General features: G+C 34.5%; 18 protein-coding genes and 2 pseudogenes. 8 read left to right on the forward strand and 12 right to left on the reverse strand.

Going from position 1 to position 25,178, the window contains the following annotated elements; translation table 11 throughout:
• The first annotated feature begins 99 nt into the window (after nt 1–99).
• The 5 genes from ACHMWN_RS13635 (at nt 100) to bioD (ending at nt 5,763) form a co-directional block, all read left to right on the forward strand.
• Nucleotides 100–1,692 carry a glycerol-3-phosphate dehydrogenase/oxidase gene (locus ACHMWN_RS13635; RefSeq protein WP_397302057.1) on the forward strand — a complete coding sequence of 531 codons (1,593 nt, stop codon included), beginning with the start codon at nt 100–102 and terminating at the stop codon, nt 1,690–1,692.
• Between the two features lie 22 nt (nt 1,693–1,714).
• Nucleotides 1,715–3,205, forward strand: coding sequence for a glycerol kinase GlpK (gene glpK, locus ACHMWN_RS13640; RefSeq protein WP_397302059.1), 1,491 nt, complete (start codon nt 1,715–1,717; stop codon nt 3,203–3,205).
• A 21-nt stretch (nt 3,206–3,226) separates the two neighbouring features.
• Nucleotides 3,227–3,961, forward strand: coding sequence for an MIP/aquaporin family protein (locus tag ACHMWN_RS13645; RefSeq protein ID WP_397302061.1), 735 nt, complete (start codon nt 3,227–3,229; stop codon nt 3,959–3,961).
• A gap of 61 nt (nt 3,962–4,022) precedes the next feature.
• Nucleotides 4,023–5,156 carry an aminotransferase class I/II-fold pyridoxal phosphate-dependent enzyme gene (locus tag ACHMWN_RS13650; protein ID WP_397302063.1) on the forward strand — a complete coding sequence of 378 codons (1,134 nt, stop codon included), beginning with the start codon at nt 4,023–4,025 and terminating at the stop codon, nt 5,154–5,156.
• Nucleotides 5,149–5,763, forward strand: a complete 615-nt coding sequence (gene bioD, locus ACHMWN_RS13655) for a dethiobiotin synthase (RefSeq protein WP_397302066.1) — start codon at nt 5,149–5,151, stop codon at nt 5,761–5,763. Before ACHMWN_RS13650 ends, bioD begins: the two co-directional genes overlap by 8 nt.
• Nucleotides 5,764–5,876: 113 nt before the next feature.
• On the opposite strand, the gene rplT is transcribed toward bioD, so the two are convergent.
• The 9 genes and pseudogenes from rplT to ACHMWN_RS13700 all read right to left on the reverse strand — a co-directional run bounded on the left by rplT (nt 5,877) and on the right by ACHMWN_RS13700 (nt 15,459).
• Nucleotides 5,877–6,221, reverse strand: coding sequence for a 50S ribosomal protein L20 (gene rplT, locus ACHMWN_RS13660; protein WP_055131818.1), 345 nt, complete (start codon nt 6,219–6,221; stop codon nt 5,877–5,879).
• A gap of 69 nt (nt 6,222–6,290) precedes the next feature.
• Nucleotides 6,291–6,491 (reverse strand): 50S ribosomal protein L35, encoded by a 201-nt coding sequence (rpmI, locus tag ACHMWN_RS13665; RefSeq protein WP_173269083.1) that lies wholly within the window; start codon nt 6,489–6,491, stop codon nt 6,291–6,293.
• 26 nt (nt 6,492–6,517) lie between these two features.
• Nucleotides 6,518–7,087: a translation initiation factor IF-3 gene (infC, locus tag ACHMWN_RS13670; RefSeq protein ID WP_173269084.1), complete on the reverse strand. Its 570-nt coding sequence runs from the start codon at nt 7,085–7,087 to the stop codon at nt 6,518–6,520.
• Between the two features lie 12 nt (nt 7,088–7,099).
• Nucleotides 7,100–9,025 carry a threonine--tRNA ligase gene (thrS, locus tag ACHMWN_RS13675; RefSeq protein ID WP_397302070.1) on the reverse strand — a complete coding sequence of 642 codons (1,926 nt, stop codon included), beginning with the start codon at nt 9,023–9,025 and terminating at the stop codon, nt 7,100–7,102.
• Between the two features lie 122 nt (nt 9,026–9,147).
• Nucleotides 9,148–10,239, reverse strand: coding sequence for an acyltransferase family protein (locus tag ACHMWN_RS13680; RefSeq protein ID WP_397302073.1), 1,092 nt, complete (start codon nt 10,237–10,239; stop codon nt 9,148–9,150).
• Between the two features lie 162 nt (nt 10,240–10,401).
• Nucleotides 10,402–11,313, reverse strand: a complete 912-nt coding sequence (locus ACHMWN_RS13685) for a hypothetical protein (protein ID WP_397302075.1) — start codon at nt 11,311–11,313, stop codon at nt 10,402–10,404.
• Nucleotides 11,314–11,415: 102 nt separating this feature from the next.
• Nucleotides 11,416–12,154, reverse strand: a pseudogene (locus ACHMWN_RS13690) ((Fe-S)-binding protein).
• A 25-nt stretch (nt 12,155–12,179) separates the two neighbouring features.
• Entirely contained in the window at nt 12,180–13,502 is a 1,323-nt protein-coding gene (locus ACHMWN_RS13695; RefSeq protein ID WP_397302078.1) for an MFS transporter, read from the reverse strand.
• Between the two features lie 64 nt (nt 13,503–13,566).
• Nucleotides 13,567–15,459, reverse strand: a complete 1,893-nt coding sequence (locus ACHMWN_RS13700; RefSeq protein WP_397302081.1) for a RecQ family ATP-dependent DNA helicase — start codon at nt 15,457–15,459, stop codon at nt 13,567–13,569.
• A gap of 77 nt (nt 15,460–15,536) precedes the next feature.
• On the opposite strand from ACHMWN_RS13700, the gene ACHMWN_RS13705 reads away from it, so the two are divergent.
• Complete coding sequence (locus ACHMWN_RS13705; protein ID WP_397302084.1) at nt 15,537–18,782, forward strand: amidohydrolase family protein; 3,246 nt, start codon at nt 15,537–15,539, stop codon at nt 18,780–18,782.
• Between the two features lie 151 nt (nt 18,783–18,933).
• On the opposite strand, the gene ACHMWN_RS13710 is transcribed toward ACHMWN_RS13705, so the two are convergent.
• The 3 genes from ACHMWN_RS13710 to ACHMWN_RS13720 all read right to left on the reverse strand — a co-directional run bounded on the left by ACHMWN_RS13710 (nt 18,934) and on the right by ACHMWN_RS13720 (nt 23,504).
• Complete coding sequence (locus ACHMWN_RS13710; RefSeq protein WP_397302087.1) at nt 18,934–19,713, reverse strand: hypothetical protein; 780 nt, start codon at nt 19,711–19,713, stop codon at nt 18,934–18,936.
• Nucleotides 19,714–19,970: 257 nt separating this feature from the next.
• Nucleotides 19,971–22,184 (reverse strand): B12-binding domain-containing radical SAM protein, encoded by a 2,214-nt coding sequence (locus tag ACHMWN_RS13715; protein ID WP_397302088.1) that lies wholly within the window; start codon nt 22,182–22,184, stop codon nt 19,971–19,973.
• 90 nt (nt 22,185–22,274) lie between these two features.
• Nucleotides 22,275–23,504 (reverse strand): NAD(P)/FAD-dependent oxidoreductase, encoded by a 1,230-nt coding sequence (locus ACHMWN_RS13720; protein ID WP_397302090.1) that lies wholly within the window; start codon nt 23,502–23,504, stop codon nt 22,275–22,277.
• 16 nt (nt 23,505–23,520) lie between these two features.
• Here ACHMWN_RS13720 and ACHMWN_RS13725 point away from each other — a divergent pair, with 16 nt between their 5' ends.
• Nucleotides 23,521–24,660: a 5-(carboxyamino)imidazole ribonucleotide synthase gene (locus tag ACHMWN_RS13725; RefSeq protein WP_397302093.1), complete on the forward strand. Its 1,140-nt coding sequence runs from the start codon at nt 23,521–23,523 to the stop codon at nt 24,658–24,660.
• Nucleotides 24,661–24,685: 25 nt separating this feature from the next.
• A pseudogene (purE, locus tag ACHMWN_RS13730) lies at nt 24,686–25,175 on the forward strand (5-(carboxyamino)imidazole ribonucleotide mutase).
• Nucleotides 25,176–25,178: the final 3 nt, after the last annotated feature.

Here is a 25,178-nt window from a genome sequence, read left to right on the forward strand (position 1 = left end):
TTTACTAATTATAAAAATAATAATTTTTTAATACACATTATATATTATTTCAACAACTATTACTTATACTTGCTTATTGTTTCGTTTTATTTCTTTTTAATGAAAAGGCTACATAATTATAGTATAGAAAATAACTCATATTGGGATATCATCATCATTGGTGGTGGCGCTACAGGCTTAGGTACTGCCCTCGATGCGGCAAGTAGAGGTTTAAAAACATTATTGGTAGAACAATCTGATTTTGCTAAAGGAACTTCAAGCAGAAGTACCAAACTGGTACATGGTGGAGTAAGATATTTAGCACAAGGTGATATTGGTTTAGTAAAGCATGCTTTGAGAGAAAGAGGATTATTAGCTCAAAATGCAGCTCATTTGGTCCATAAAGAAAAATTCATTATTCCTTGCTACGATTGGTTCTCAGTTGCTAAATATTTAACAGGGCTTACGCTTTACGATTGGCTTGCTGGAAAATTTAGCTTTGGAGCATCGAAATATTTATCAAAAAAAGAAACCTTAAACTTAATGCCTGGCATTAAGGAAAAAGGACTTAAAGGAGCAATTAGTTATTATGATGGAAAGTTTGATGATGCTAGACTAGCCATTAATATTGCGCAAACAGCAGTTGAATTAGGTGCTACATTAATCAATTATATGAAAGTTGTAGACCTAATTAAAAAGGGCAATGATGTTGTAGGTGTTGAAACAGAAGATACATTAACAGGCGCAAAATTTAAACTAAATGCCAAAGTTGTGATTAATGCAACGGGTGTTTTTGTTGATGAGATTTTGCAAATGAATAATCCGACTGCTAAAAAAATGGTTCGTCCTAGTCAAGGAGTTCATGTTGTATTAAGAAAAGAATTTTTAAATAGTGAGTCAGCATTAATGATTCCAAAAACTGCTGATGGACGTGTTCTTTTTGCAGTTCCTTGGCATGAACATTTATTAGTTGGCACAACAGATACTCCACTAGATGAACATAATTTGGAACCTAGAGCCTTAAAAGAAGAAACAGATTTTATTTTAAATACTGCTGGTGCTTATTTTAAAAAGAAACCAGCAGAGAAAGATATTTTAAGTGTATTTTCTGGCTTAAGACCTCTTGCTGCCCCTACTGATGCAAATAGTAGCAGTACAAAAGAGATTAGTCGTGACCATAAATTAATAGTTTCTGCAAAAGGCTTAATTACTATTACTGGTGGTAAATGGACAACTTACCGAAGAATGGCGGAAGAAACTATTGACTTAGCGATTAAACATAGTGGTTTTTCTCCTAAGGTGTGTGCAACAAAAAACCTGAAAATACACGGCTCTTTATTAGCAAATGATGATCAATATTTGAATATTTATGGTTCGGATAGACAGTATATTGAAGATTTGTGTAAAAAACACCCAGAATTGAATAAAAAAATACATCCTGACTTTCCATATACAGAAGCTGAAGTACTTTGGTCGGTTAGAAATGAAATGGCCGAAACGGTTGAAGATATATTAAGCAGAAGATTAAGAGTTCTTTTTATTGATGCAGCAGCTGCAATTGAAATGAGCACCAAAGTAGCATCAATTTTAGCAACAGAATTGGGTGCAAATAAAGAATGGGAAGAAAATCAAATAGAAATATTTAATAAATTAGCTTCTGGATATATTTATCACGCAGAAAAATCTAGAGAAAAAGAGGCTTTAGCGAGTTAAAAAACCTAACCAATTATAAATTATGAGCAATTATATCTTATCTCTCGATCAGGGAACCACAAGTTCGAGAGCTATTATTTTTAACCATGATGGTGGAATTGTCGCCATTGCGCAAAAAGAATTCACACAAATTTATCCTCAAGCTGGTTGGGTAGAGCACGATCCCTTAGAAATATGGTCTACACAATTATCTGTTGCTGCAGAAGCAATTGTAAAAGCTGGCTTATCCGCAAAGGATATCAACTCAATAGGAATTACTAATCAAAGAGAAACTACTGTAGTCTGGGATAAAGAAACTGGGCAGCCGATTTATAATGCTATCGTTTGGCAAGATAGACGTACATCCGCTTATTGCGACGAAATTAGAAAACAAGGCTTAGCAAAGAAGATTCAAGATAAAACAGGATTAATTATTGATTCTTATTTCTCAGCGACTAAAGCAAAATGGATCTTAGAAAATGTACCTGGTGCAAAAGATAAAGCTGAAGACGGAAAATTGGCATTTGGTACTATTGATACATGGCTTATATGGAAATTAACAAATGGCACAACTCACGTTACCGATGTAAGTAATGCTTCACGTACCATGATGTATAATATCCATACATTAAGTTGGGACGAAGAATTGTTATCACTTTTTGGTATCCCAACATCAATGTTGCCAGAAGTTAAATCATCAAGTGAAGTATATGGAGAAACAGCAGGAAATATTTTAGCCGCAAAATTACCTATTGCAGGTATAGCTGGCGATCAACAGTCGGCCTTATTTGGACAAATGTGTACTGAGCCAGGAATGGTTAAAAACACATATGGAACAGGTTGTTTTATGTTAATGAATATTGGTAAAACACCAAAAATATCAGCAAATAACCTGTTAACAACAATTGCATGGAAAATTAATAATGAGGTTTTTTACGCATTAGAAGGAAGTATTTTTATTGGAGGAGCTGTAGTCCAATGGTTAAGAGATGAATTAGGAATGATTTCTAAATCTGCAGATGTAGAAATTTTAGCAGCAAAAGTAAAAGATACACAAGGAGTATATATTGTTCCCGCATTTGCTGGATTAGGTGCTCCACATTGGGATCAACATGCTCGTGGAACGATTACAGGTTTAACAAGAGGAACTAACAAATCACACATTGCAAGAGCAGCTTTAGAAAGTATTGCCTACCAAACGATGGATGTTTTGAAAGCTATGGAAGCTGACGCTGGAGTTGGCATAGCTGAATTAAGAGTTGATGGTGGTGCAACGGCTAACAATTTGTTAATGCAATTTCAGGCAGATTTATTAAACTGTAAAGTAATCAGACCAGAGGTTACAGAGGTTACCGCTATCGGCGCTGCTTATTTAGCTGGGCTAGCAACAGGTTTTTGGGATAGTGTTGATCAAATTAGATCCCAATGGAAAATCAATAGAACATTTGTAGCTGAAAATGGCATTGACAATACTGAACGTGTAAAAGGTTGGAATAGAGCTATAAAAGCTGCTAGAGTAAATGCTGAAAATTAAAACCAAATAAACAAATTTTATATGAACGTATATCTTGCAGAATTCATTGGCACAGCGCTAATGATTTTACTCGGCAACGGCGTTGTAGCCAATGTTGTACTAAAAGGAACTAAGGGCAACAATAGTGGTTGGATTGTAATTACCACAGCTTGGGCGCTTGCTGTATTTGTTGGTGTTGTGGTAGCAGGGCCACACAGTGGAGCTCATTTAAATCCTATTGTGAGTTTAGGCTTAGCAATAGCCCATAAATTTGAATGGGCATTGGTTCCAGGATACGTAGCTGCGCAAATTGGTGGAGCAATGACTGGTTCGTTATTGGTTTGGTTCATTTACAAGGACCATTTTGATGCAACAGATGACCAAGGCTTAAAAGCAGCACCATTTGCTACGGCGCCAGCAATTAGAAATTATACTTCCAATTTACTTTCAGAAATTATAGGGACTTTCGTACTAATTTTTGTCATCTTTTATTTTACAGACGCCATTATGGGCACTAAAGAGCAACCAACACCAGTTGGATTAGGATCTCTTGGCGCAATTCCTGTTGCCTTTTTGGTGTGGGTAATTGGCTTAGCTTTAGGTGGAACTACTGGATATGCCATTAATCCAGCGAGAGATTTAGGACCACGAATTATACACTCAATACTTCCTATGAAAGGCAAAGGAAGTAGCGATTGGGCTTATGCTTGGGTACCAATCCTTGGTCCTATCATTGGATCTTCGTTAGCTGCTCTTGCTTTTTTAGCAATAAAATAACCATTAAAATATACCTCAGAAAGCCTCGATTATATCGGGGCTTTCTTTATTTTTGGGCTCAATGAATCAAGCAGAGAATTTTCTTCAACAGAAACTAAAAGAAAGAGTAGATAAGGGATTGCTAAGAAAACTAACAAACCTATCTCTACCTATAGATTTCTGCTCAAATGACTATTTAGGTTTTGCTCGTTCTTCAACATTAAATGAGCTAATTGAAGAACATATCTTTAACTTAAAGCCCCATTTTAATGGTTCAGGAGGTTCTCGCTTGTTAAGTGGCAATCATCCATATACAGAAGAAACAGAGCAATTTATTGCAGATTTTCATCATGCCGAAACTGGTTTAATTTTCAATTCTGGTTACGATGCCAATATTGGTTTATTATCATCCATTCCACAACGTGGAGATACAATTATAACAGATGAATTAATTCATGCAAGTTTAATTGATGGAGCAAGGTTAAGTCATGCAGAGCGATATAAATTCAAACACAATGATTTAATAGATCTTGAGCAGAAATTGAAAGTTGCAAAAGGAATAATTTATGTGGTAGTGGAGAGCGTGTATTCTATGGATGGCGATTTAGCTCCACTCCAAAAAATCAGTATTTTATGTAAATTATATAATGCCCATTTAATTGTAGATGAAGCACATGCAACAGGCGTTATTGGCAAAAAAGGAAAAGGATTAGTTGTAAAATTAGGTTTAGAAAGTGATGTCTTTGCTCGTATTGTAACTTTCGGTAAAGCCATTGGCACTCATGGCGCCATAATTCTAGGTAGCCAAAGTTTACGTAATTACTTAATTAATTTCGCTCGTTCCTTTATTTATACTACTGCCGCACCTTTACACAATATTGTAGCTATAAATTGCGCATATCAGTTATTAGCCAATGGTGATGAAACTAATCAAATCATAAAAAAAATAGATCTTTATAATCATTTAATTAACGATTTAGACTTATCAATAATTCCAAGCAAAAGCGCAATTCAAACTATTTTATTTAGTGGAAGTGAAAAAGCAAGAAATGCTGCTAAAAATCTTCAAGATAATGGCTTTGACGTAAAGGCAATATTAAGCCCGACTGTGCAAGAAGGAAAAGAGCGTTTAAGAATTTGCTTGCATACATATAATAAAGATGAAGAAATCATCAATTTAGTACATCATTTAAAAGTGTTAAGTAAGCATGAATGAAAATTATTTCGTTACTGGAATCGGAACTGGCATTGGAAAAACAATGATAAGCGCAATTTTAACAGAAAAGTTAAAAGCAGATTATTGGAAACCGATTCAATCGGGTGATTTAGCGCAAAGCGATAGTTTTGCTATAGAAAACTTGATTAGCAATTCAAAAACTAAAATTCATTCAGAAATATACCGTTTAAACAAACCGCTTTCTCCTCATTTATCAGCAAAATTAGATGGCATACAAATTGAATTAAGTAAATTCCATCTTCCAGAAACTAAAAATTCACTCATAATTGAAGGTGCTGGAGGTTTACTAGTTCCATTAAACGATAAAGAGTTAATTCTCGATTTAATCAAACAACTAAATGTTCAAGTTATTGTAGTTTCGCAAAACTATTTGGGAAGCATAAATCATACATTACTAACTATCAATGCATTAAAACAAAATAGCATTCAAATAAAAGGAATAATTTTTAATGGAGAATCAAACTTAGAAACTGAAGATTATATTTTAAAGTATATGCAAGTTCCTTGTTTGGGTAAAATCCCTTTGTTAAAAGATGTAAATAAGCAAACTATCATTGAAGCTGGACATTATTTAACTTTTGAATAATTAGCTACTATTTACGAGGACAATAATAAGTTCTTCTTCGTCAAACTATAAATAAAAATTAAGCATAAAAAAAGGCGAACATTAAGCTCGCCTTTTCTTTGAAACTGTATTTCTTATTTTACTGCATCAATGATTGCTTTGAAAGCATCTTTATGGTTCATTGCTAAGTCAGCTAATACTTTACGGTTTAAACCGATGTTTTTAGCTGCCAATTTACCAATTAATTGAGAGTAAGATACACCGTGCTCACGTGCTCCAGCGTTAATACGTTGGATCCACAATCCGCGGAATTCTCTTTTCTTAACTTTACGGTCACGGTAAGCATATTGCAAACCTTTTTCTACCGTGTTTTTAGCAATGGTAAATACCTTGCTTCTTGATCCCCAATAGCCTTTGGCCATATTTAGGACTTTTTTTCTTCTGCGTCTAGCAGCTACTGCGTTTACCGAACGTGGCATAATGTGTTGTTTTTGATAAGCGGTGTTGCATTTGCAATCTTAGGTACCGAGTATCTGGTTAAAAATTAATTATTTACCGATTGCAAGCATACGTTTAACGTTGCCCATATCAGCGTTACTTACCAGACTTGTCTGGCCTAAATTACGCTTACGTTTAGTGCTCATTTTTGTTAAAATGTGACTTTTGTATGCGTTCTTTCTTGAGATTTTACCTGTTCCAGTAAGCGAAAAACGCTTTTTAGCACTGGAATTGGTTTTCATTTTTGGCATAACCCTGTTTTAATTTATATAATTTATTACTTCTTTGCTACTTTAGGTGCTAATGTTAAAAACATGCGTTTTCCTTCTAATTTAGGCAACAATTCTACTTTACCTATATCTTCTAATGCTTGAGCAAACTTTAACAATAAGATTTCTCCTTGTTCTTTGTAAACGATAGCTCTACCTTTAAAATGTACATAAGCTCTTACTTTTTCGCCGTTTTCTAAAAAGCTAATTGCATGCTTTAATTTAAATTGAAAATCGTGATCGTTCGTGTTAGGACCGAAACGAATTTCTTTTATAACAGTTTGTTTAGCATTTGCCTTTATCTCTTTTTGCTTTTTCTTTTGTTCGTAAACAAATTTGCTATAATCTATAATACGGCAAACAGGCGGTACTGCGTTTGGAGAAATCTCAACTAAATCGAGCTCCAGTTCATCAGCAAGTGCCAAAGCTTTTGCCAAAGGGTAAATTCCTGGCTCAACATTATCTCCAGCTAATCTCACCTCTTGAGCTCTGATATACTGATTAATATTATGTTCTGCTTCTTTTTTCTTAAAAGGAGGACGTGGTCCCCTATTAAATCCTGGTCTTCCTAATGCCAAATGTAAATCCTATTAAACTGTTATTTCTTTACTAATTAATGCGCTAAACTCTGCTAAAGTCATACTTCCTAAATCTCCTTCTCCGTGTTTACGAACAGAAACTCTTCCTTCTTCTGCTTCTTTTTCACCGATTATGAGCATATAAGGCAATTTTTTAACCTCAGCATCTCTGATTTTTCTTCCAATCTTCTCATCTCGAAAGTCTATCAGCCCGCGAATATCGGAATTATTTAGTTCATCTGAAACTTTTTTTGCATATTCTTCATACTTTTCTGAGATAGGAAGAATAATATATTGTTCTGGAGAAAGCCATAATGGGAAGTTACCTGCACAATGCTCAATTAAAACTGCTACAAAGCGTTCTAATGAACCAAATGGTGCACGGTGAATCATTACTGGACGATGCTTTAAGTTATCACTACCAGTATACTCTAATTCGAAACGTTCTGGTAAATTGTAATCTACTTGAATAGTTCCCAATTGCCATTTTCTACCCAATGCATCCTTCACCATAAAATCTAGTTTTGGACCATAGAAGGCAGCTTCACCAAGTTCTACAACTGTTGGAAGTCCCATTTCTTCCGCAGCCTCAATAATAGCAGTTTCAGCCAATGCCCAATTTTGGTCGCTACCAATATATTTGGCCTTATTTTCTGGATCACGTAAAGAAACTTGAGCGATATAATTATCAAATCCTAACGATTTGAAAACATATAACACTAAATCAATTACCTTTTTAAATTCTTCTTTTACTTGATCTGGGCGACAGAATAAATGTGCATCATCTTGAGTAAATCCTCTTACGCGAGTTAACCCATGCAATTCTCCACTCTGCTCATAGCGATAAACAGTACCAAATTCAGCAAACCGAACTGGTAAATCTTTATAAGAACGAGGTTTGAATTTGTACATTTCGCAATGGTGCGGGCAGTTCATTGGTTTCAAGAAGAACTCCTCGCCTTCTTGTGGAGTTTTTATGGGTTGGAAACTATCCTTACCATATTTATCGTAATGACCAGAAGTTACATATAAATTTTTATGGCCAATATGCGGTGTAATTACTTGCTCATAACCCGATTTAACCTGTGCTTTAGTCAAAAACTGAGCTAAACGTTCACGCAAAGCAGTTCCTTTTGGCAACCACATTGGTAAACCTGCACCAACTTTATCAGAGAACATAAATAGTTCTAGTTCTTTACCCAATTTACGGTGATCGCGTTTTTTAGCCTCTTCGATCATTAACAAATACTCTGTTAATTCGCTAGCTTTTGGAAAAGTTACACCATAAATACGAGTTAACTGTTTTTTAGTTTCATCGCCACGCCAATATGCACCAGCAACATTCATCAATTTTATGGCTTTAATAAAACCAGTATTTGGAATATGCGGTCCACGACACAAATCTGTAAACTCACCTTGAGTATAAAAAGTGATTTTTCCATCCTCCAACCCTTCTAAAAGGTCTAATTTGTACTCATCACCTTTTTCTTTAAAGTATTGAATGGCATCAGCTTTGCTCACGCTTTTTCTGCTAAACTCTTCTTTTGTTTTAGCTAACTCTAGCATTTTAGTTTCAATTGCTTTGAAATCATCTGAAGAAAATTCTCTATCTCCAAAATCTACATCGTAATAAAAACCAGTTTCAATAGCAGGGCCGATACCAAATTTAGTACCTGGATAAAGTGCTTCTAAAGCTTCGGCCATTAAGTGAGCTGATGAATGCCAAAAGGTAGCTTTGCCAGCTGTATCATTCCAAGTTAGTAATTTAACAGTAGAATCCATTTCAATTGGACGTGAAGAATCCCAAATTTCTCCATTAACTTCTGCTGCTAAAACGTTTCTTGCTAAGCCTTCCGAGATAGATAAGGCAATTTGATGGGCAGTTGCGCCCTTTTCATACTGACGGTTTGAACCATCAGGTAAAGTAATGTTAATCATCTACAACTATGATTTAAAGGTTAATAAAATTGTTTAATAAATCACATACCAAGTGATTTTTGACATGCAAAGATGCCTTTTTTATAGTAGATTTCAAAGTATAAATGCTTCTTTCGAAATTATTAAACAGCTTTTCTTAGCTTACTTTTCAAATATTCACGTATTGGAATATCTATAAATTTCATAATCAAATAAGCTAGAATAATTAATGATATCACCGAAATTGAGATAACAATTGCCAATAGCGAAAGTGGTGGTTTAACTACTAAAACATAAGTTAAGAAGATCCAAACAAATGGATAATGTGTCATGTATAAAGGGTACGATATTTCTCCAGATAGTTTCGTGATTTTTGTATGTGACGGTTTCAAAATTGATCCTGCACCTAAAGAAACCAATAATGGAAAATAAAATATAACGATGATTGGTTCGACAATCCAGTTGTATTGATCTCTGTATGGTGTTAAGAAAGCGAAGAGTAAAAGAACACTCAATCCTAAAAAACCTAATTTGTTTTTAATAATCCAATTAGAGCGATACACTAACATACCCGCTACAAATGAAAAAAGAACTCTTGCTCCACCATCCCAAAAGTTTTGACCGCCCCAACCACCACTCACATTTGTGGAATGAAAGGCGACATAACATAAAATAATAGCGCCAATAAAAGTAAGGATTATTACTATTTTTCTGGATGCTTTAAAAAGTACTAGAGCATAAAAAATATTTGCAATATACTCCCAAAAAAGAGACCATGCAGGAGCATTTAAGCTAAAAAGGTTGGTATATCTTTCTGCCATTGCTGGATATGGAATTAAGAAAACAGAGTACAAGAAAATTAATGCTGTTTTGCCAAACCCATATATGGCATAAAGATTACTAAATGGATCAAAAAGAAAAGTTAATAAGCCTAATATTGAACCGATTATTACTAACGGCTGTAAACGAATAAGCCTTAGCTTAATAAACTGCCAAGTGGTCATTTGTGTTATTCTATTATCGTAAGCATAAGCTATTACAAAACCTGATAGACAGAAAAAGAAATCGACGGCTAAATACCCATGTCCGACAAAATTTTCACTATAATCTGTAATCGCAATTTCCATGAAATGAAAGATGACTACAACTATAGCTGCCACTCCTCTTAAACCATCTAAAATTTCGAAATGTTGTTTTGTTTTTAATAGATCGGTATTATTTTGTGTGGTATTCATTCAAGTTTTATTGTTTTGTGTGTCCAATAATAACCATTTGAGAATGATACACAAAGAAAAACAAAGGTATTGTTTGTAAAAGATTTAAAATGTTTCATTCATACGCAAAACAAAAAAGCCCTCGATTATATATCGAGGGCTTAAATCTATAGTATATGAAAATTAATTAATAATAACGTTTCTAACGGTGCCACTTGGGCCACCACCCTGTCTGTTACCACCACTAAATCTTTTCATCATCGCTTCCATTTTAGCTTTGTATTCATCAGCAGTAATTGGTAAAGCTTTTTTCGGAGCTGTTACATCTTTTGCACTTACATTTCTATATTCAATGCTTTTTGCAGTTGTATTATTTCCTTTGTTTTCGATAGCTAAAACCGTTCCTTCAGTCCATAAATTAGGATTTGGAGAAAAATTAAAACCCAAGTCATTCGTATACCATACAACGGTTTCATCAACAACGTCTTTATCCATACCTAAAACTTGTGCTTTACGAATAGATTTTACAATCACTTTGTTGCAATTGAAACCAAGAATTTTTTTTGTTTCATCAGTTTTAACTACTTCAAGAGTTGGCGGGCCTGGTAAAAAAACTACCGCACTTGTAGCTGCTGGAGCTGTAGCATTTGCACCTTGTTGACCTTGTCTATTAACTGGAGGGGCAGGCAATGCAACTGTTAATTTGCTAGCCATTGCATAAGTTGTATCACTTACATCAAAAACCTCTACTAATTTCTGATCAGCAAACGTATAATAATATTCTCTTGCACCACCAGCACCACCAAAACGCATCATCATACGACCCATTCCTCCGCCACCACCACCGTTACTGTCTTCTGTTTCTTCAACAGGCATATAGCTGGCATTAGTTGCGTTATATAACAATTCGAAATTTGTTTTAACTGATTTAGGCATTCGAGCCCTCATTTCATCACTTAATTGGATACCGTTTGCAGTTGCCATTGCAGCTGGATCTATGGTAGTCTCAAACTGGATTGCTCCAGATTTTTTTTGTGCCTGAGCTGTTAAGGCTAATGTAAATAAGCCAACAAAGGCAATAAGAATTTTTTTCATGGATATATTTATTGTTTTATACTACAAATTTATTGTAGTTTTTAGACTTCAAGTGTTAAAAAAGGTTAATTTATAGAAGTATAACCTTTCTTTTACATTAAATTAGTATTCTGTGCTTTCTAACCAACCATTTGCAAGCACATCTGCAATGTGCATTGTTTTTAAAGAGATGTTATTCTTTTTGATATAACCTTCTAAATGCATCAGACATGATAAATCTGTTGATATAATATATTCAGCATCCATTTCTAACGCATTATTTACTTTTTGTTCTGCCATTGCAGATGAAATTGCATCAAATTTAACTGCAAAAGTACCACCAAAGCCACAACACATATCCGTGTCTTTCATTTCTACCAATTCTAAGCCATGAACTTTAGAAAGTAAGCGACGAGGTTCTTCTTTTATTTTGCATTCGCGAAGACCACTACATGAAATCATGATAAACGGCTTTTCCATCTAACTCTGCTCCGAAATAATCTTTCTTTACCACGTTAATTAAAAAATCAGATAACTCGAAGATATTAGCTTGCATACTTCGGCACTTATTGTGAACTATTGTATTGGTAAACAAATCATTAAATCCATTTTTAACCATACCAACGCAAGAAGCTGATGGAGCTACAATGTAATCACTTTCAGAAAAATCAGTTAAAAATTTACCACCAATTTCTTTTGCTTGTTCCCAATAACCTGCATTATAGGCCGGCTGTCCGCAACAAGTTTGTTTTGAGTTGTAACTTACTTCGCAACCTGCTTTTTCTAAAATTTTAATCGTATTAAAAGCGGTTTCTGGGTATAATTGATCTACAAAACAAGGAACAAATAATTCTATCTTCATCGGGAAATATTAAAAATTAAGGCTCCTATTTTTCAATAACAGCAACTGATTTAGGTTGTACTTTTTTCAGGAACAGCAAAAATAGTAATCCTAAAACAAAAAAGATGGCTAATGCAATAACAGAATTTCGCATGCTACCACTTAATTCTTCAATATATCCAAAACTAAACATTCCAAATACTAAAGCTACTTTCTCAGTTACATCATAAAAACTGAAAAATGAAGTATGATCTGGGCTTTCTTGAGGCAAAAATTTAGAGTAGGTAGAACGTGATAAAGATTGAATACCACCCATAATTAACCCAATTACTGCCGCTAAAGCATAAAATTGGTATTCGGTATGAATGAAATATGCAGCAATACAAGCTCCAATCCAAATCAACACTACTCCTATCAGTACATTTACATTTCCATATTTCTTAGTAGACAAATACGACATCAGCATTGCGCCAGGAATAGCTACAATTTGTAATAATAAAATAGTAGCTATTAATTTCGATGTCGGAAGATGTAATTCTTTTTCCCCAAAAATAGTTGCCACTAGCATTACAGTTTGTACACCCATAGAGTAAAAAAAGAATGCGAACAAAAAGCGTTTTAAATATGCCATTTGTTTTACTTGACCCCAAACTTTTTTCAGCTCTTTAAAGCCACTAGTCATCACATTTTGTTTCTCACTTTTAAAATTAGGACTTCCTTTTGGTAGATTTTTAAATGGAATTTGTGCAAAAACCATCCACCAAATACCCACCATAAAAAACGATAATCTAGGTGGAATAGAATGATCAGTAATGCCAAATAAATCAGGTCTAAAAACAAAAACAAAACAAATTAATTGAAGAATTATACTTCCAATATATCCGTAAGTAAAACCTTTCGCACTTACTTTATCTTGTTCATCGATTGTTGCAATTTCTGGCAAATACGAGTTATAAAAAACTAAACTCCCCCAAAAACCAATAGCCGCTAAAACAAATAAAACCACGCTGATTTCCAATGTTTCTAATTTAAAATAAAATAGTCCACAACAGGCTAAAGAACCTATATAGGTAAACATTTGCATGAAAATCTTTTTATTTCCTCTAGTATCTGCGATTGAAGATAATATTGGAGAAATTATCGCAATAACCAAAAAGGCAAAAGCCATAGCGTAGCTATACAATGCTGAATTCACAAATTTTCTTCCTAAAAAAGTCACGTAATCTATCGTATTATCATTCTTATCGGAAGTAATAATGGTGTAATACGCTGGAAATATTGTTGAGGTTATGACCAAGTTATAAGCAGAGTTAGCCCAATCGAAAAAGGCCCAAGAGCGAATAACTTTTTTATCGTTTTTCTGTTGCATATTTTTATGAGAAACTAAATGTAAATAAAATAATAATAAAGAATAGAATTGTGCAAAATGCTTTTTACAAATAATACTTTTTGCCGTCCGATTTTATTTTTCCAGCATCTAACAATTCTCTAATTCTTTCAATTTTATCATTTTCCATACCTGTATTTAGCTTAATTACTAATTCATCTAAACTATAATGTTCACTTTGTAATAGGGTAATAATTTCAAAATCTATTTTATCTTTTACTTGGGCTAATTCTTCTACTTTCCTTTCAGCAAGGCAGATATCGCAAAATCCACATTTATCTGCATTCGTTTCTCCAAAGTAATGAAGTAATTGTTTACTTCTACATAATGGTGTAGATGCATACCCTAAAACTGCTTTAAGTTGATCTATTTGAATTTGTTGTCGTAGTTTAATATACTTCACATCAATATCCAAATGCAATTGATCTGCTCGTGGCAAAATAAATTGTAATTGTGGCTTGTCTGTTTGTGGTAAGTACGATAAGATTTCTAATTGCTGTAAGCGATTTAAATGCTCAACAACATCCTTAAAAGAAATTTTTAACCTATTGGATAAATCTGCTTCTTTAATTTTAACATAACCATCAAAAGCACCACCATAACTGCGTTGAATAGTTTTTATTAACGGATCATAACCAGAATTTTCTATTTGAAAACGGTAAACATCTTCATGATTAGCAGTAAACATGATTCTAGATTGTAAGAATATATTTTCTGATAAAGCTAAATAACCATCATGCTCTAAAAACTTTAACGATGCTAAGGTTTTAATTACACCAAGGTTAAATTTTTTACAAAAATCAGCTAAATCAAATTCAAAACTTAAACCTTCGCCAGCGCCAAAAGCGAGTTGAAAATAACTTCCTAAATAATGGTATGTTTTTTTAATGTCCTCAACTGTTGGAAAACTATCTGCATATTTCGCAGTTAATATCAATTGATCTGATTTATTAGCCAATAACACAGCAAAAGCACGTTTTTCATCTCGCCCTGCCCTACCAGCTTCTTGGTAATACGCTTCTAAACTATCTGGCAAATCTAAATGGATTACAAAACGAACATTCGGTTTATCAATTCCCATCCCAAAAGCATTGGTGGCAACCATAATCCGAATGATATCTTTTTTCCAATCCTCTTGTTTTTTAAAGCGAAGATCTTTTTCAATTCCTGCGTGATAAAAATCTGCAGCAATTCCATTTCGTTGTAAAAAATGAGCAACTTCTGCGGTTTCTCTCCTATTTCTTACATAAACTAACCCGCATCCTTTTACGTTATTAGCAATTTCTAACAGCTTTTTATGTTTGTCTTCTAAATCGAAAACTACATAACTTAAATTGGTACGAGCAAAGCTCTTTACAAAGATTTGAGGGTTTTTCAACTCTAGTTTTTGCAATATATCTTCTTTCACAAAAGCCGTTGCAGTAGCAGTTAATGCTAAAATTGGCTTATCAGGATGGATTTCTCGAAGCTCTTTTAACTTTAAATATGGTGGTCGAAAATCATAACCCCATTGAGAAATACAATGTGCTTCGTCTACCGCAATCAGATTTACATTCATGTAAGAAATCCGTTCTCGAACTATTTCAGACAGCAATCTTTCTGGTGATAAATAAAGGAATTTAATCTTGCCATAAATGCAGTTATCTAAAAGAATGTCGATTTCTCTTTTGCCCATTCCAGCATAAATCGCGATCGCTTCAATTCCTTTAGCCTTTAAATTTTCAACTTGATCTTTCATCAAGGCAACTAATGGAGAAACTACAATACAAATTCCATCCATTACCATTGCCGGCACTTGAAAACATAATGATTTTCCTCCGCCAGTTGGCAATAAAGCTAAAGTATCATTCCCTTTTAATACCGATTGGATAATTTCATCCTGTAAAGGTCTAAAGTTGTCAAAACCCCAATATTTCTTTAAAATCTCCGCTTCTGTCATAAAAAGATGTTTTCAAAACTAATAAAAACGGACTGATATTATTAAATTGCGCACATAAATTATCACAATTAACTAAGATGAAAAAAATTTCCTTACTCACTAGCTGTTTATTCGTACTCATTTCTGCATCTGCACAAGAAAAGAAAGAAGCCGCAAAATGGGATGTAGAAAAATATAAAGGACAAACCAAAAACTTCACTATTACTACCGATGAAGGCACTTGGATGAATTTAGATGTTAGTCCAGATGGAAAAGAAATTGTTTTTGATTTGTTAGGTGATATTTATAAAATGTCTATCAACGGAGGCCAAGCAAAGTTATTAAGTGGCGGTGTTGCTTGGGATGTACAACCACGTATTAGTCCAAATGGAAAATATATTTCGTACACCAGCGATAAAAGCGGTGGGGATAATATTTGGATTATGGATATGGAAGGTGGTAACAAAAAACAGATTACCAAGGAAACTTTTCGTCTATTAAATAATGCCACATGGATGCCAAATAGTGAATATTTAATAGCCAGAAAACACTTTACTGGCTCACGTTCTTTAGGCGCTGGTGAAATGTGGATGTACAGTATTTATGGCGGTGATGGCGTACAATTAACAAAAAGAAAAAATGATCAGCAAGATGCCGGAGAGCCAAATGTATCGCCAGATGGCAAATTCTTATATTTTAGTGAAGATGTTTCTCCAGGTCCAAATTTTGAATATAGCAAAGATCCAAATGGGTTAATTTATGCAATTAGACAATTAGACTTAACCACCGGAAAATTGACCAATTTAATAGCCGAACAAGGTGGTTCTGCTCGTCCACAAATATCACCTGATGGCAAATTAATGGCATATGTAAAAAGAATTCGTTTAAAATCGGCGCTATATGTTCAGAATTTAAAAACTGGTGAAGAATGGCCTTTATATGAGGATTTATCTCGCGATCAGCAAGAAACTTGGGCAATTTTTGGTGTATATCCAAACTTTGCATGGACGCCAGATTCAAAACGCATTGTATTTTATGCAAAAGGAAAAATCAAGCAAATTGACTTAAATAATTTATTGGTGAGTGATATACCTTTCGAAGTAAACAGCTCGCAGACGATACAACAATCTTTACATTTTGAGCACGACGTTTTTAATCCTGACTTTACAGTCAAAATGATTAGACAATTGACTACATCTCCAGATGGGAAATTAGTGATTTTTAATGCTGCAGGTTATTTATACAAAAAAGAATTACCTAACGGGATACCTGAACGTGTGACCAATGGAATTGACTTTGAGTTTGAACCAGAGTTTAGCAACGATGGTAAGTTTGTAATTTATACCACATGGAGTGATGAGTTTAAAGGAGCGATCAAAAGAACTGATCTTAAAACTGGAAAAACCATCACACTGACTGATGAGAAAGGCTATTACTACTCTCCTTCTTATTCAAATAAAGGCGATAAAATTGTTTTTAGAAAAGGCGTTGGAAACGAAACTTTAGGCTTAACCTATGGAAAGAACACGGGTATTTTTATGATGTCTGCAAACGGTGGAGCAAAAACATTAATTAGTGAAAGCGGCATTAAACCAATTTTTAATGCAGATGATAGCCGAATTTATTTCCAAGGATATGAAGCTGGTAAAAAGGCGTTTAAAAGTATGGATTTGAATGGAGGCAACGAAAGAACGCATTACACTTCTCAATACGCAACACAGTTTACGCCAAGTCCAGATGGAAAATGGATGGCGTTTACAGAATTATTCAATGCTTACATCACACCAATGGTGACAACAGGCGTTGCTTTAGATTTATCTGCGAACAACAAATCTATCCCTTTGGCAAGAGTTACAAAAGATGCTGGAACATTTTTACATTGGAGTTCAGACAGCAAAAAGTTACTTTGGACATTAGGAGAGCAATATTACAATCGAGAAATTAAAAACACCTTCAATTTTATTGAAGGCGCACCACAAGTTTTACCAGAGCCAGATACAGCCGGTATTGCAATTGGTTTGAAACTTAAAACAGATGTTCCTACAGGAATTTTAGCCTTAAAAGGTGCTAGAATTATTACCATGAAAGGTGATGAAGTAATTGAAGAAGGAACTATTTTACTAGAAAACAATAAGATTATTGCTGTTGGAAAGGATGTAAACATTCCAGCAAATGCAAAAATTGTTGATGTGACTGGTAAAACAATTATGCCAGGAATAGTTGATGTACATGCGCATTTACGTACCAGTCCAGATGGCATTAGCCCACAACAAGATTGGTCTTACTTAGCTAACTTATCTTTTGGTGTAACTACCTCTCACGATCCAAGTAGCAATACAGAAATGGTTTTTAGTCAGAGCGAAATGCTAAAAGCTGGCCGAATGATTGGTCCACGAGTATATTCAACTGGTTCTATTTTATATGGTGCCGATGGCGATTTCAAAGTTGTAATTAATAGTTTGGATGATGCTTTATCTCATTTAAGACGACTAAAAGCTGTGGGTGCATTTTCAGTAAAATCCTATAATCAGCCACGCAGAGATCAGCGTCAGCAAATATTAGAGGCTGCCAGACAACTCAAAATGGAAGTTGTTCCTGAAGGGGGTTCAACTTTTTTCACTAATATGAATATGGTTGCCGATGGACATACAGGGATTGAGCATAGTATTCCTGTTACGCCAATCTATAAAGATGTGGTTAACTTCTGGAATAATACCACCGTGGCGTATACCCCTACTTTAATTGTTGCTTATGGAGGTCAGTGGGGTGAAAATTATTGGTACGATAGAACGAATGTTTGGGAAAATGAACGCTTATTAAGTTTTACACCAAGAGCAATTATTGATTCTCGTTCGAGAAGGAGAACTACTTCAGAATATGGAGATTATAATCACATAGAAGTATCAAAAGCAGTAAAACAGATAGCAGATGGCGGTACAAAAATCAATTTAGGTGCTCATGGACAAATACAAGGTTTGGGTGCACATTGGGAATTATGGATGTTTGTGCAGGGAGGTGCAACACCACTACAAGCTATTCGAAATGCTACCTTAAATGGTGCAAGCTATTTAGGAATGGATAAGGAAATTGGCTCTTTAGAAGTTGGAAAATTAGGTGATTTAGTGGTAATGGATTCAAACCCTTTAGATGACATTAGAAATTCTGAAAAGATAAAATATGTAATGGTGAATGGTAGATTATACGATAGCATGACCATGAATGAAACTGGAACTAGAGAAAAAGTAAGGTCTAAATTATGGTTTGAATTGGATAAAGGCGTCGCATTTACATTTCCGTATAAACTATCAGATACTTGGACTTTTACAGTACCAAATTGCGATTAATTAATTTTTGTCATTCCAGTTTTTGTCATTCCGAGGAACGAGGAATCTATTATATATTTGCCAATAAATTCTTCGCAGGCTCAGAATGACAAACCTTAAGCTGTAAAATTAGCTACCGGCTTTTCTTTGTAATGACGGGTCTTTTTATATACTATACATCAATACTAAACCCTGTGTTATACCACCCTTCCGATATGAAGTCATCAGCAATTCCTTCTCTATAAATGGCTGCACAAATTCCTGCAGGATTAAATTCCTTATCGTTAACAGCGATTTGATTAGAGCTAAACAACAAACTAAGCCCAACTAAACAAACCGAACCCGCTGGAAGATCATAATTAAACGTTATTTCTTCAGCAAGCGCATGGGTCTTCTCTAAGTGTATGTATTCAGTGGGCGCTATAAACGCTAACCCTTTACTAAGCTTAAAAAATACAGGTTGTATTTGAATGATTACTTTGTTTGTGTTTTCAGGGAACTTCAAATTTTTAGCGATCTTGAATGAAGGAAAAGTAAGGTGTAGGCTATCATTCTCATAAGCTACCTTTGGCATCAACAACAGCGAATCAATTAATAGGGAATTTAAATTGAACTCAAAACCATTTAACCTCTTAAAACTATCAGCATTGAATAAGATTTTGCCATCGGGTTCCAGATGTTGGTTCATAATAATGGATACAGAAGAATTCATTCTGTTTACCATCTTCCGGTCAGCAAAATCATTTACTAAATTTTTAAAGTGAAACCTAATGTGCTTAGCAAATGGGCTAACTAGGTTACCAAAGAGTGATGCACTCTTTTTCGTACCTTCAGTTTGTTTCATCGTCCCCTTTCCAGGATTCGATTGTACTGTGGTAGTGTTTTTGTCAATTTTTCTGAAGCTAACATTACCAATGCTTCCTTTAATGTTTTTTCCGTCGTATAAAGCCATAAATCTTATTTATTTAAATCCATTCATTTTTAGGGATGATTGGGTATTGGCTATTAAGTATGCTTATCCAAGCCTACTTAAGGTTAAAGATACTACAAATCTAAAACTAATGCGCTATCAGTCCGCATTTTTAAGGATTAATGCGGACTAGCTGCGGACTAGATGCGGATTAGATACGAACATGTTATATAGGAGAACTAAAGGAAATGGCAATTAAACTAACAACAATCAATAGCTATTGACAGAAATAAAACTAATTACAAAACCAATAATCCAAACTCTTTTAAAGTATCGATTGGTTTTGAATACCAGAACAATTCAAAATGTTGTATCGTATTTTCAAAGTCGGCTTTGATTTCTTGAAATGCATAGGTTTTTTCATTGTAAACAGAGATTTTTTCTAATATAGAAACCAACCACTCTCCTTCTTTTTGGCTAGTTTGAATACTGAAAGTCTCCTTTTTACTATGAAAAGTCAAGATCATCATTTCCCACGAATTTCCTTTTTTAGATTTAGTGAAGGTTTCGGTCGTGGGCTTCCCTCCTAACCAAACTATTTTGGCGGTTGGCTTAATAGCAAAACTGTCATCGTTATTTAATGCCTTATCAATAAAATTAGATGGAATTGTAGTCCTGGGGATTTTGAAATCAAACCAATCTTGCAGTTTGTAATCGAAACAAATGCCATGCATAAAATTGAAAAGTGATTTTTTTAGTCCGAAACTGAATTTATTATGATCTATTCCTGTTTTATCGGTGTAATTAATATCATTATTAGCGAAAGTTCCGATTACTTCTGTTTCTTTTACTACACCAAACCTTTCAGGGTACAAACCAACTGGACTGTGTGCTGTCATTGCAAATTGGTGCCAAAAGCCAGACTGCAGAACTCCAGCTTCAAATAATTGGCGAACCATTTCTAAACTATCAACTGTTTCCTGAACGGTTTGCGTTGGATAACCATACATTAAATAAGCATGAACCATAATTCCAGCTTCAGTAAAATTTCTAGTCACTTTGGCCACTTGTTCAACCGTTACACCTTTATCGATTAGTTTTAATAAGCGATCAGATGCCACTTCCAATCCCCCAGAAACAGCAATACAACCCGATGCTTTTAATAACAAACATAAGTCTTGAGTAAAGCTTTTCTCGAAGCGAATATTCGTCCACCAAGTAACAGAAACCTTTCTGCGTAAAATTTCCAAAGCAACTTCACGCATTAATGCAGGAGGTGCAGCCTCATCCACAAAATGGAAACCATTTTCACCAGTTTTTATGCACAAATCTTCAATTCGATCCACAATTAGCTTTGCAGCAACAGGTTCATACACTTTGATATAATCTAACGATATATCACAAAAAGTGCATTTGCCCCAATAACAACCGTGTGCCATAGTGAGTTTATTCCACCTCCCATCGCTCCACATTCTATGCATTGGGTTTACAATTTCAATTACTGAAATATAATTGTCTAATTGTAAATCTGAATAATCAGGAGTTCCAACATCAGCTTGCTTATAATCACTTCTTAATGCATCATTCCTATAGACAACTTCATTATTTTCTATTAGAAAAGTTCTTTTATAGAGGTTGAATTCGCCTCCTTTTATACTTGCAGTATACAATAATTCGATTGGTAATTCTCCATCATCTAAAGTGATATAATCGAAAAATTCGAAAACTCTTTTATCAGATAATGAACGTAATTCTGTATTTGGGAAACCACCACCCATTGATATTTTAATCTCATGATAATGCTTTTTAACATATTGCGCACAACGGAAAGCTGAATATAAATTACCTGGAAAAGGGACAGAGATCAAAAATAATTTGGGTTGAACTTCTTCTATTCTTTTTTTAAGGATATCAATTAAGATCTTATCAATGTATGTAGGTTCTTGATTTAAAGCATCATACAATTCATCAAATGAATTAGCACTTCTTCCTAATCGTTCTGCATATCGACTAAAACCAAAATTTGGATCGACGCATTCTACAATAAAATCAGAAATATCTTCTAAATAAAGAGTGGCTAAATGTTTCGCTTTATCTTGCGTTCCCATGGCACCGAAAGCCCAATCTAGTTCTTCCAATTGCGCAAAACGAGAAGCTTCTGGCAAGAAATCCTCCTGGCAAATTTGTAAAGCTAATGTTGGATTTTTCCCTTGCAGAAAAGTAATCACAGCATCAATTGTTTTTAAGTATTCTTCTTTTAAAGCGAGAATACGCTGTAGATTAAAAGACAACTCACTTTTGTTTAGCTCGGCTTGAGCAAATAAATCTGATAATCCTTTTTTAGAGAATAATTCTAAAATCACTTCGATACCTAAATCGGCTTGAGTTGAAGAAATGTTCTTTGTATTGAGAAAACCTTTTATGTACGCAGTTGCTGGATACGGAGTATTCAGTTGAGTAAATGGAGGTGTAATTAAAAGTAAATCGGTTTTCAAAGGATTTGTTTTCTGCAAAAATACAAGATTTTATGCAATCGTCATGCTGAATTCATTTCAGCATCTTACTTACAAGTCAGACCCTGAAATAAATTCAGGGTGACGTAACTATAAATTCTGCGCTATTACAAAACCACTAGCCCACGCCCATTGAAAGTTATAACCGCCCAACCAGCCCGTTACATCCATACATTCGCCCCCAAAATATAAACCAGGTATCTTTTTGCATTCTAATGTTTTAGATGAAATTTCATTCGTATCAATTCCGCCACGCATTACTTCGGCTTTATCATACCCTTTATCGCCTGCTGGTTTTACTTTAAACTCGTGAATGGTCAGATTAATCAGCTCCATATCAGCTTTGCTTAAATCGGCTACGGTTTTAGTTAATGGTAAAAATTTTCCTAGGGCATCTGTAAATTTCTTAGCGTAAAAACGGTTTAATAAAGTTGATAACAACGTTTTGCCATTTGTTTTACGCTCCTCTTCAATCAATTCTAGCATACTTTGATTTGGCAGTAGATTGATATTGAAAGCTTCACCTTTACGCCAATACGATGAAATTTGTAAGATTGCTGGCCCACTTAATCCCCAATGGGTAAATAGAATATTTTCTTCAAAAGAAATTTCATCGTTACTTACCCCACAAAAAATAGAATTTCCCGAAAGTTGTGCATACCAATCTTCATCTTTTCCAGTAATAGTTAAAGGAACCAATGCCGGTGCAGTTTCTACAATTTTCAATCCATTTTTACGAGCAAAACGCAAGGCGAAATCAGTTGCCCCCATTTTCGGAATTGGTAAGCCACCACTTGCAATTACTACTTTTGGTGCAAAAATAGTTTTGATTTTATCGCCTATGGCATAATTTACATTAAATCCGTTAGCTGTTTGCTCAATATCTTTAACCTCAATATTACACCAAATTTCTTGCTCCATTTCTTCGCAAAGCGATGTAAAAACTGCTACAACATCCTTCGCATTTTTATCTTCTGGAAACAACTGACCTAACGTCTTTTCTTTTCCTACGATGCCGTAAGTTTCGAAAAAGCTAATCGTATCTTCAACTGTCCATTGATTAAAAGAAGATTTTAAGAAATGTGGATTTGCAGAAATAAATTGCTCTGTAGTAGCCCATTGATTGGTAAAATTACATCTGCCACCCCCAGAAATTAAGATTTTAGCTCCTGGCTTACTGTTCTTTTCGAGTACAATAACTTTTTTTCCTAAGAAACCAGCTTGTACTGCACACATCAATCCGCAAGCTCCGGCTCCAATAATTATCGCATCTGCATCCATCAATTGGTTTATATTGTTATTTTTGTGCAAAATAAGCATAAATTTATATTCGATAATGGCAAAACAGATAAGCGAGCTAAAATTAGGGATATTAGGCGGTGGACAACTCGGCAGAATGTTGATACAAGAGGCAATCAATTACAATTTAACCACCTTGGTTTTAGATCCAGATCCTGACGCACCTTGTAAATACATTGCTAATAAATTTGAATGTGGATCAATTACAGATTTTGACACGGTTTACAACTTTGGAAAAAAAGCCGACATTATAACTATCGAAATTGAAAAAGTAAATATTGAAGCCCTTGAACAATTAGAAAAAGAAGGAAAATTAGTATTCCCTCAATCTCGTGTTATTCGATTAATTCAGGATAAAGGCGTACAAAAGCAGTTTTTTAAAGAAAATGATATTCCAACCGCTCCTTTTCAATTGGTAAATTCAAAAGATGATTTAACTAGTGGAAATTTCGCTTTTCCATATATTTTAAAACAACGAAGAGATGGGTATGATGGTAAAGGTGTGATGAAAATTAGTAATCTAGCGGATGTAGAAAATGCTTTTGAAGCGCCATCTTTAATTGAAGAATTAGTAGATTTTGACAAGGAAATAGCAGTAATTGTAGCTAGAAATGCGAATGGCGATATGAAGACTTTCCCGATGGTGGAAATGGAATTTAACGCAGAGGCAAATTTAGTTGAGTTTTTAATTTCACCATCAACTTATCCAGAAGATATTCAAAATAAAGCGGAGAAAATAGCATTAAATATAGCTTCAGCATTAAATATTACAGGAATATTAGCTGTAGAGATGTTTGTAACTAAAGATGGAGATATCTTGGTAAATGAGTTAGCTCCTCGTCCACACAATAGCGGTCACCAGACTATTGAAGGCAATTATGTTTCTCAATTTGAACAGCACTTACGCTCAATTTTTAATTTACCATTAGGCGATACGCGTTCGATAAGCAATGCGGTAATGATAAATTTATTAGGTGAAAAAGGGAATGATGGTTTGGCAAAATATGATGGTTTAGAAAAAATAATGGCTGTTGATGGTGTTTATGTACATTTATATGGCAAAAAATATACTAAGCCTTTTCGTAAAATGGGTCACATTACCATTGTAGATCAAAATCGAGAAAATGCAATAGAAAAAGCAAGATATATACAACAAACCTTAAAAGTAGTTTCCTAAGAAAAACAAGATTAAAACATAAAATATGAGCGCAAAAGTAGGTATTATCATGGGCAGCAAATCAGATTTAAACATCATGCAAGATGCTGCTGATATCTGTAAAGAATTTGGTATTGAATTTGAAATGACTGTCGTTTCTGCTCATCGCACACCAGAACGCATGTTTACTTACGCAAAAGAAGCTGCTCATAGAGGTTTAAAAGTAATTATTGCTGGTGCTGGTGGTGCTGCCCACCTTCCCGGAATGGTTGCTTCCATTACTACTCTACCTGTAATTGGAGTTCCTATAAAATCTTCAAATTCAATTGATGGTTGGGATTCTATTTTTATCAATTCTTCAGATGCCAAACGGTATTCCTGTGGCTACGGTGGCTTTAAATGCAGCTAAAAATGCAGGTTTATTGGCTGTTCAAATCTTGGCTACGGCCAATGATTCCATCACACAAAAAGTGCAAGCTTATAAAGATGAGTTAAAGAAAAAAGTTGAGGAAAGTGCGGAAGAGATGGAAAAATAATTT

Source organism: Pedobacter sp. UC225_61 (assembly GCF_044452285.1).
GTDB lineage: Bacteria > Bacteroidota > Bacteroidia > Sphingobacteriales > Sphingobacteriaceae > Pedobacter.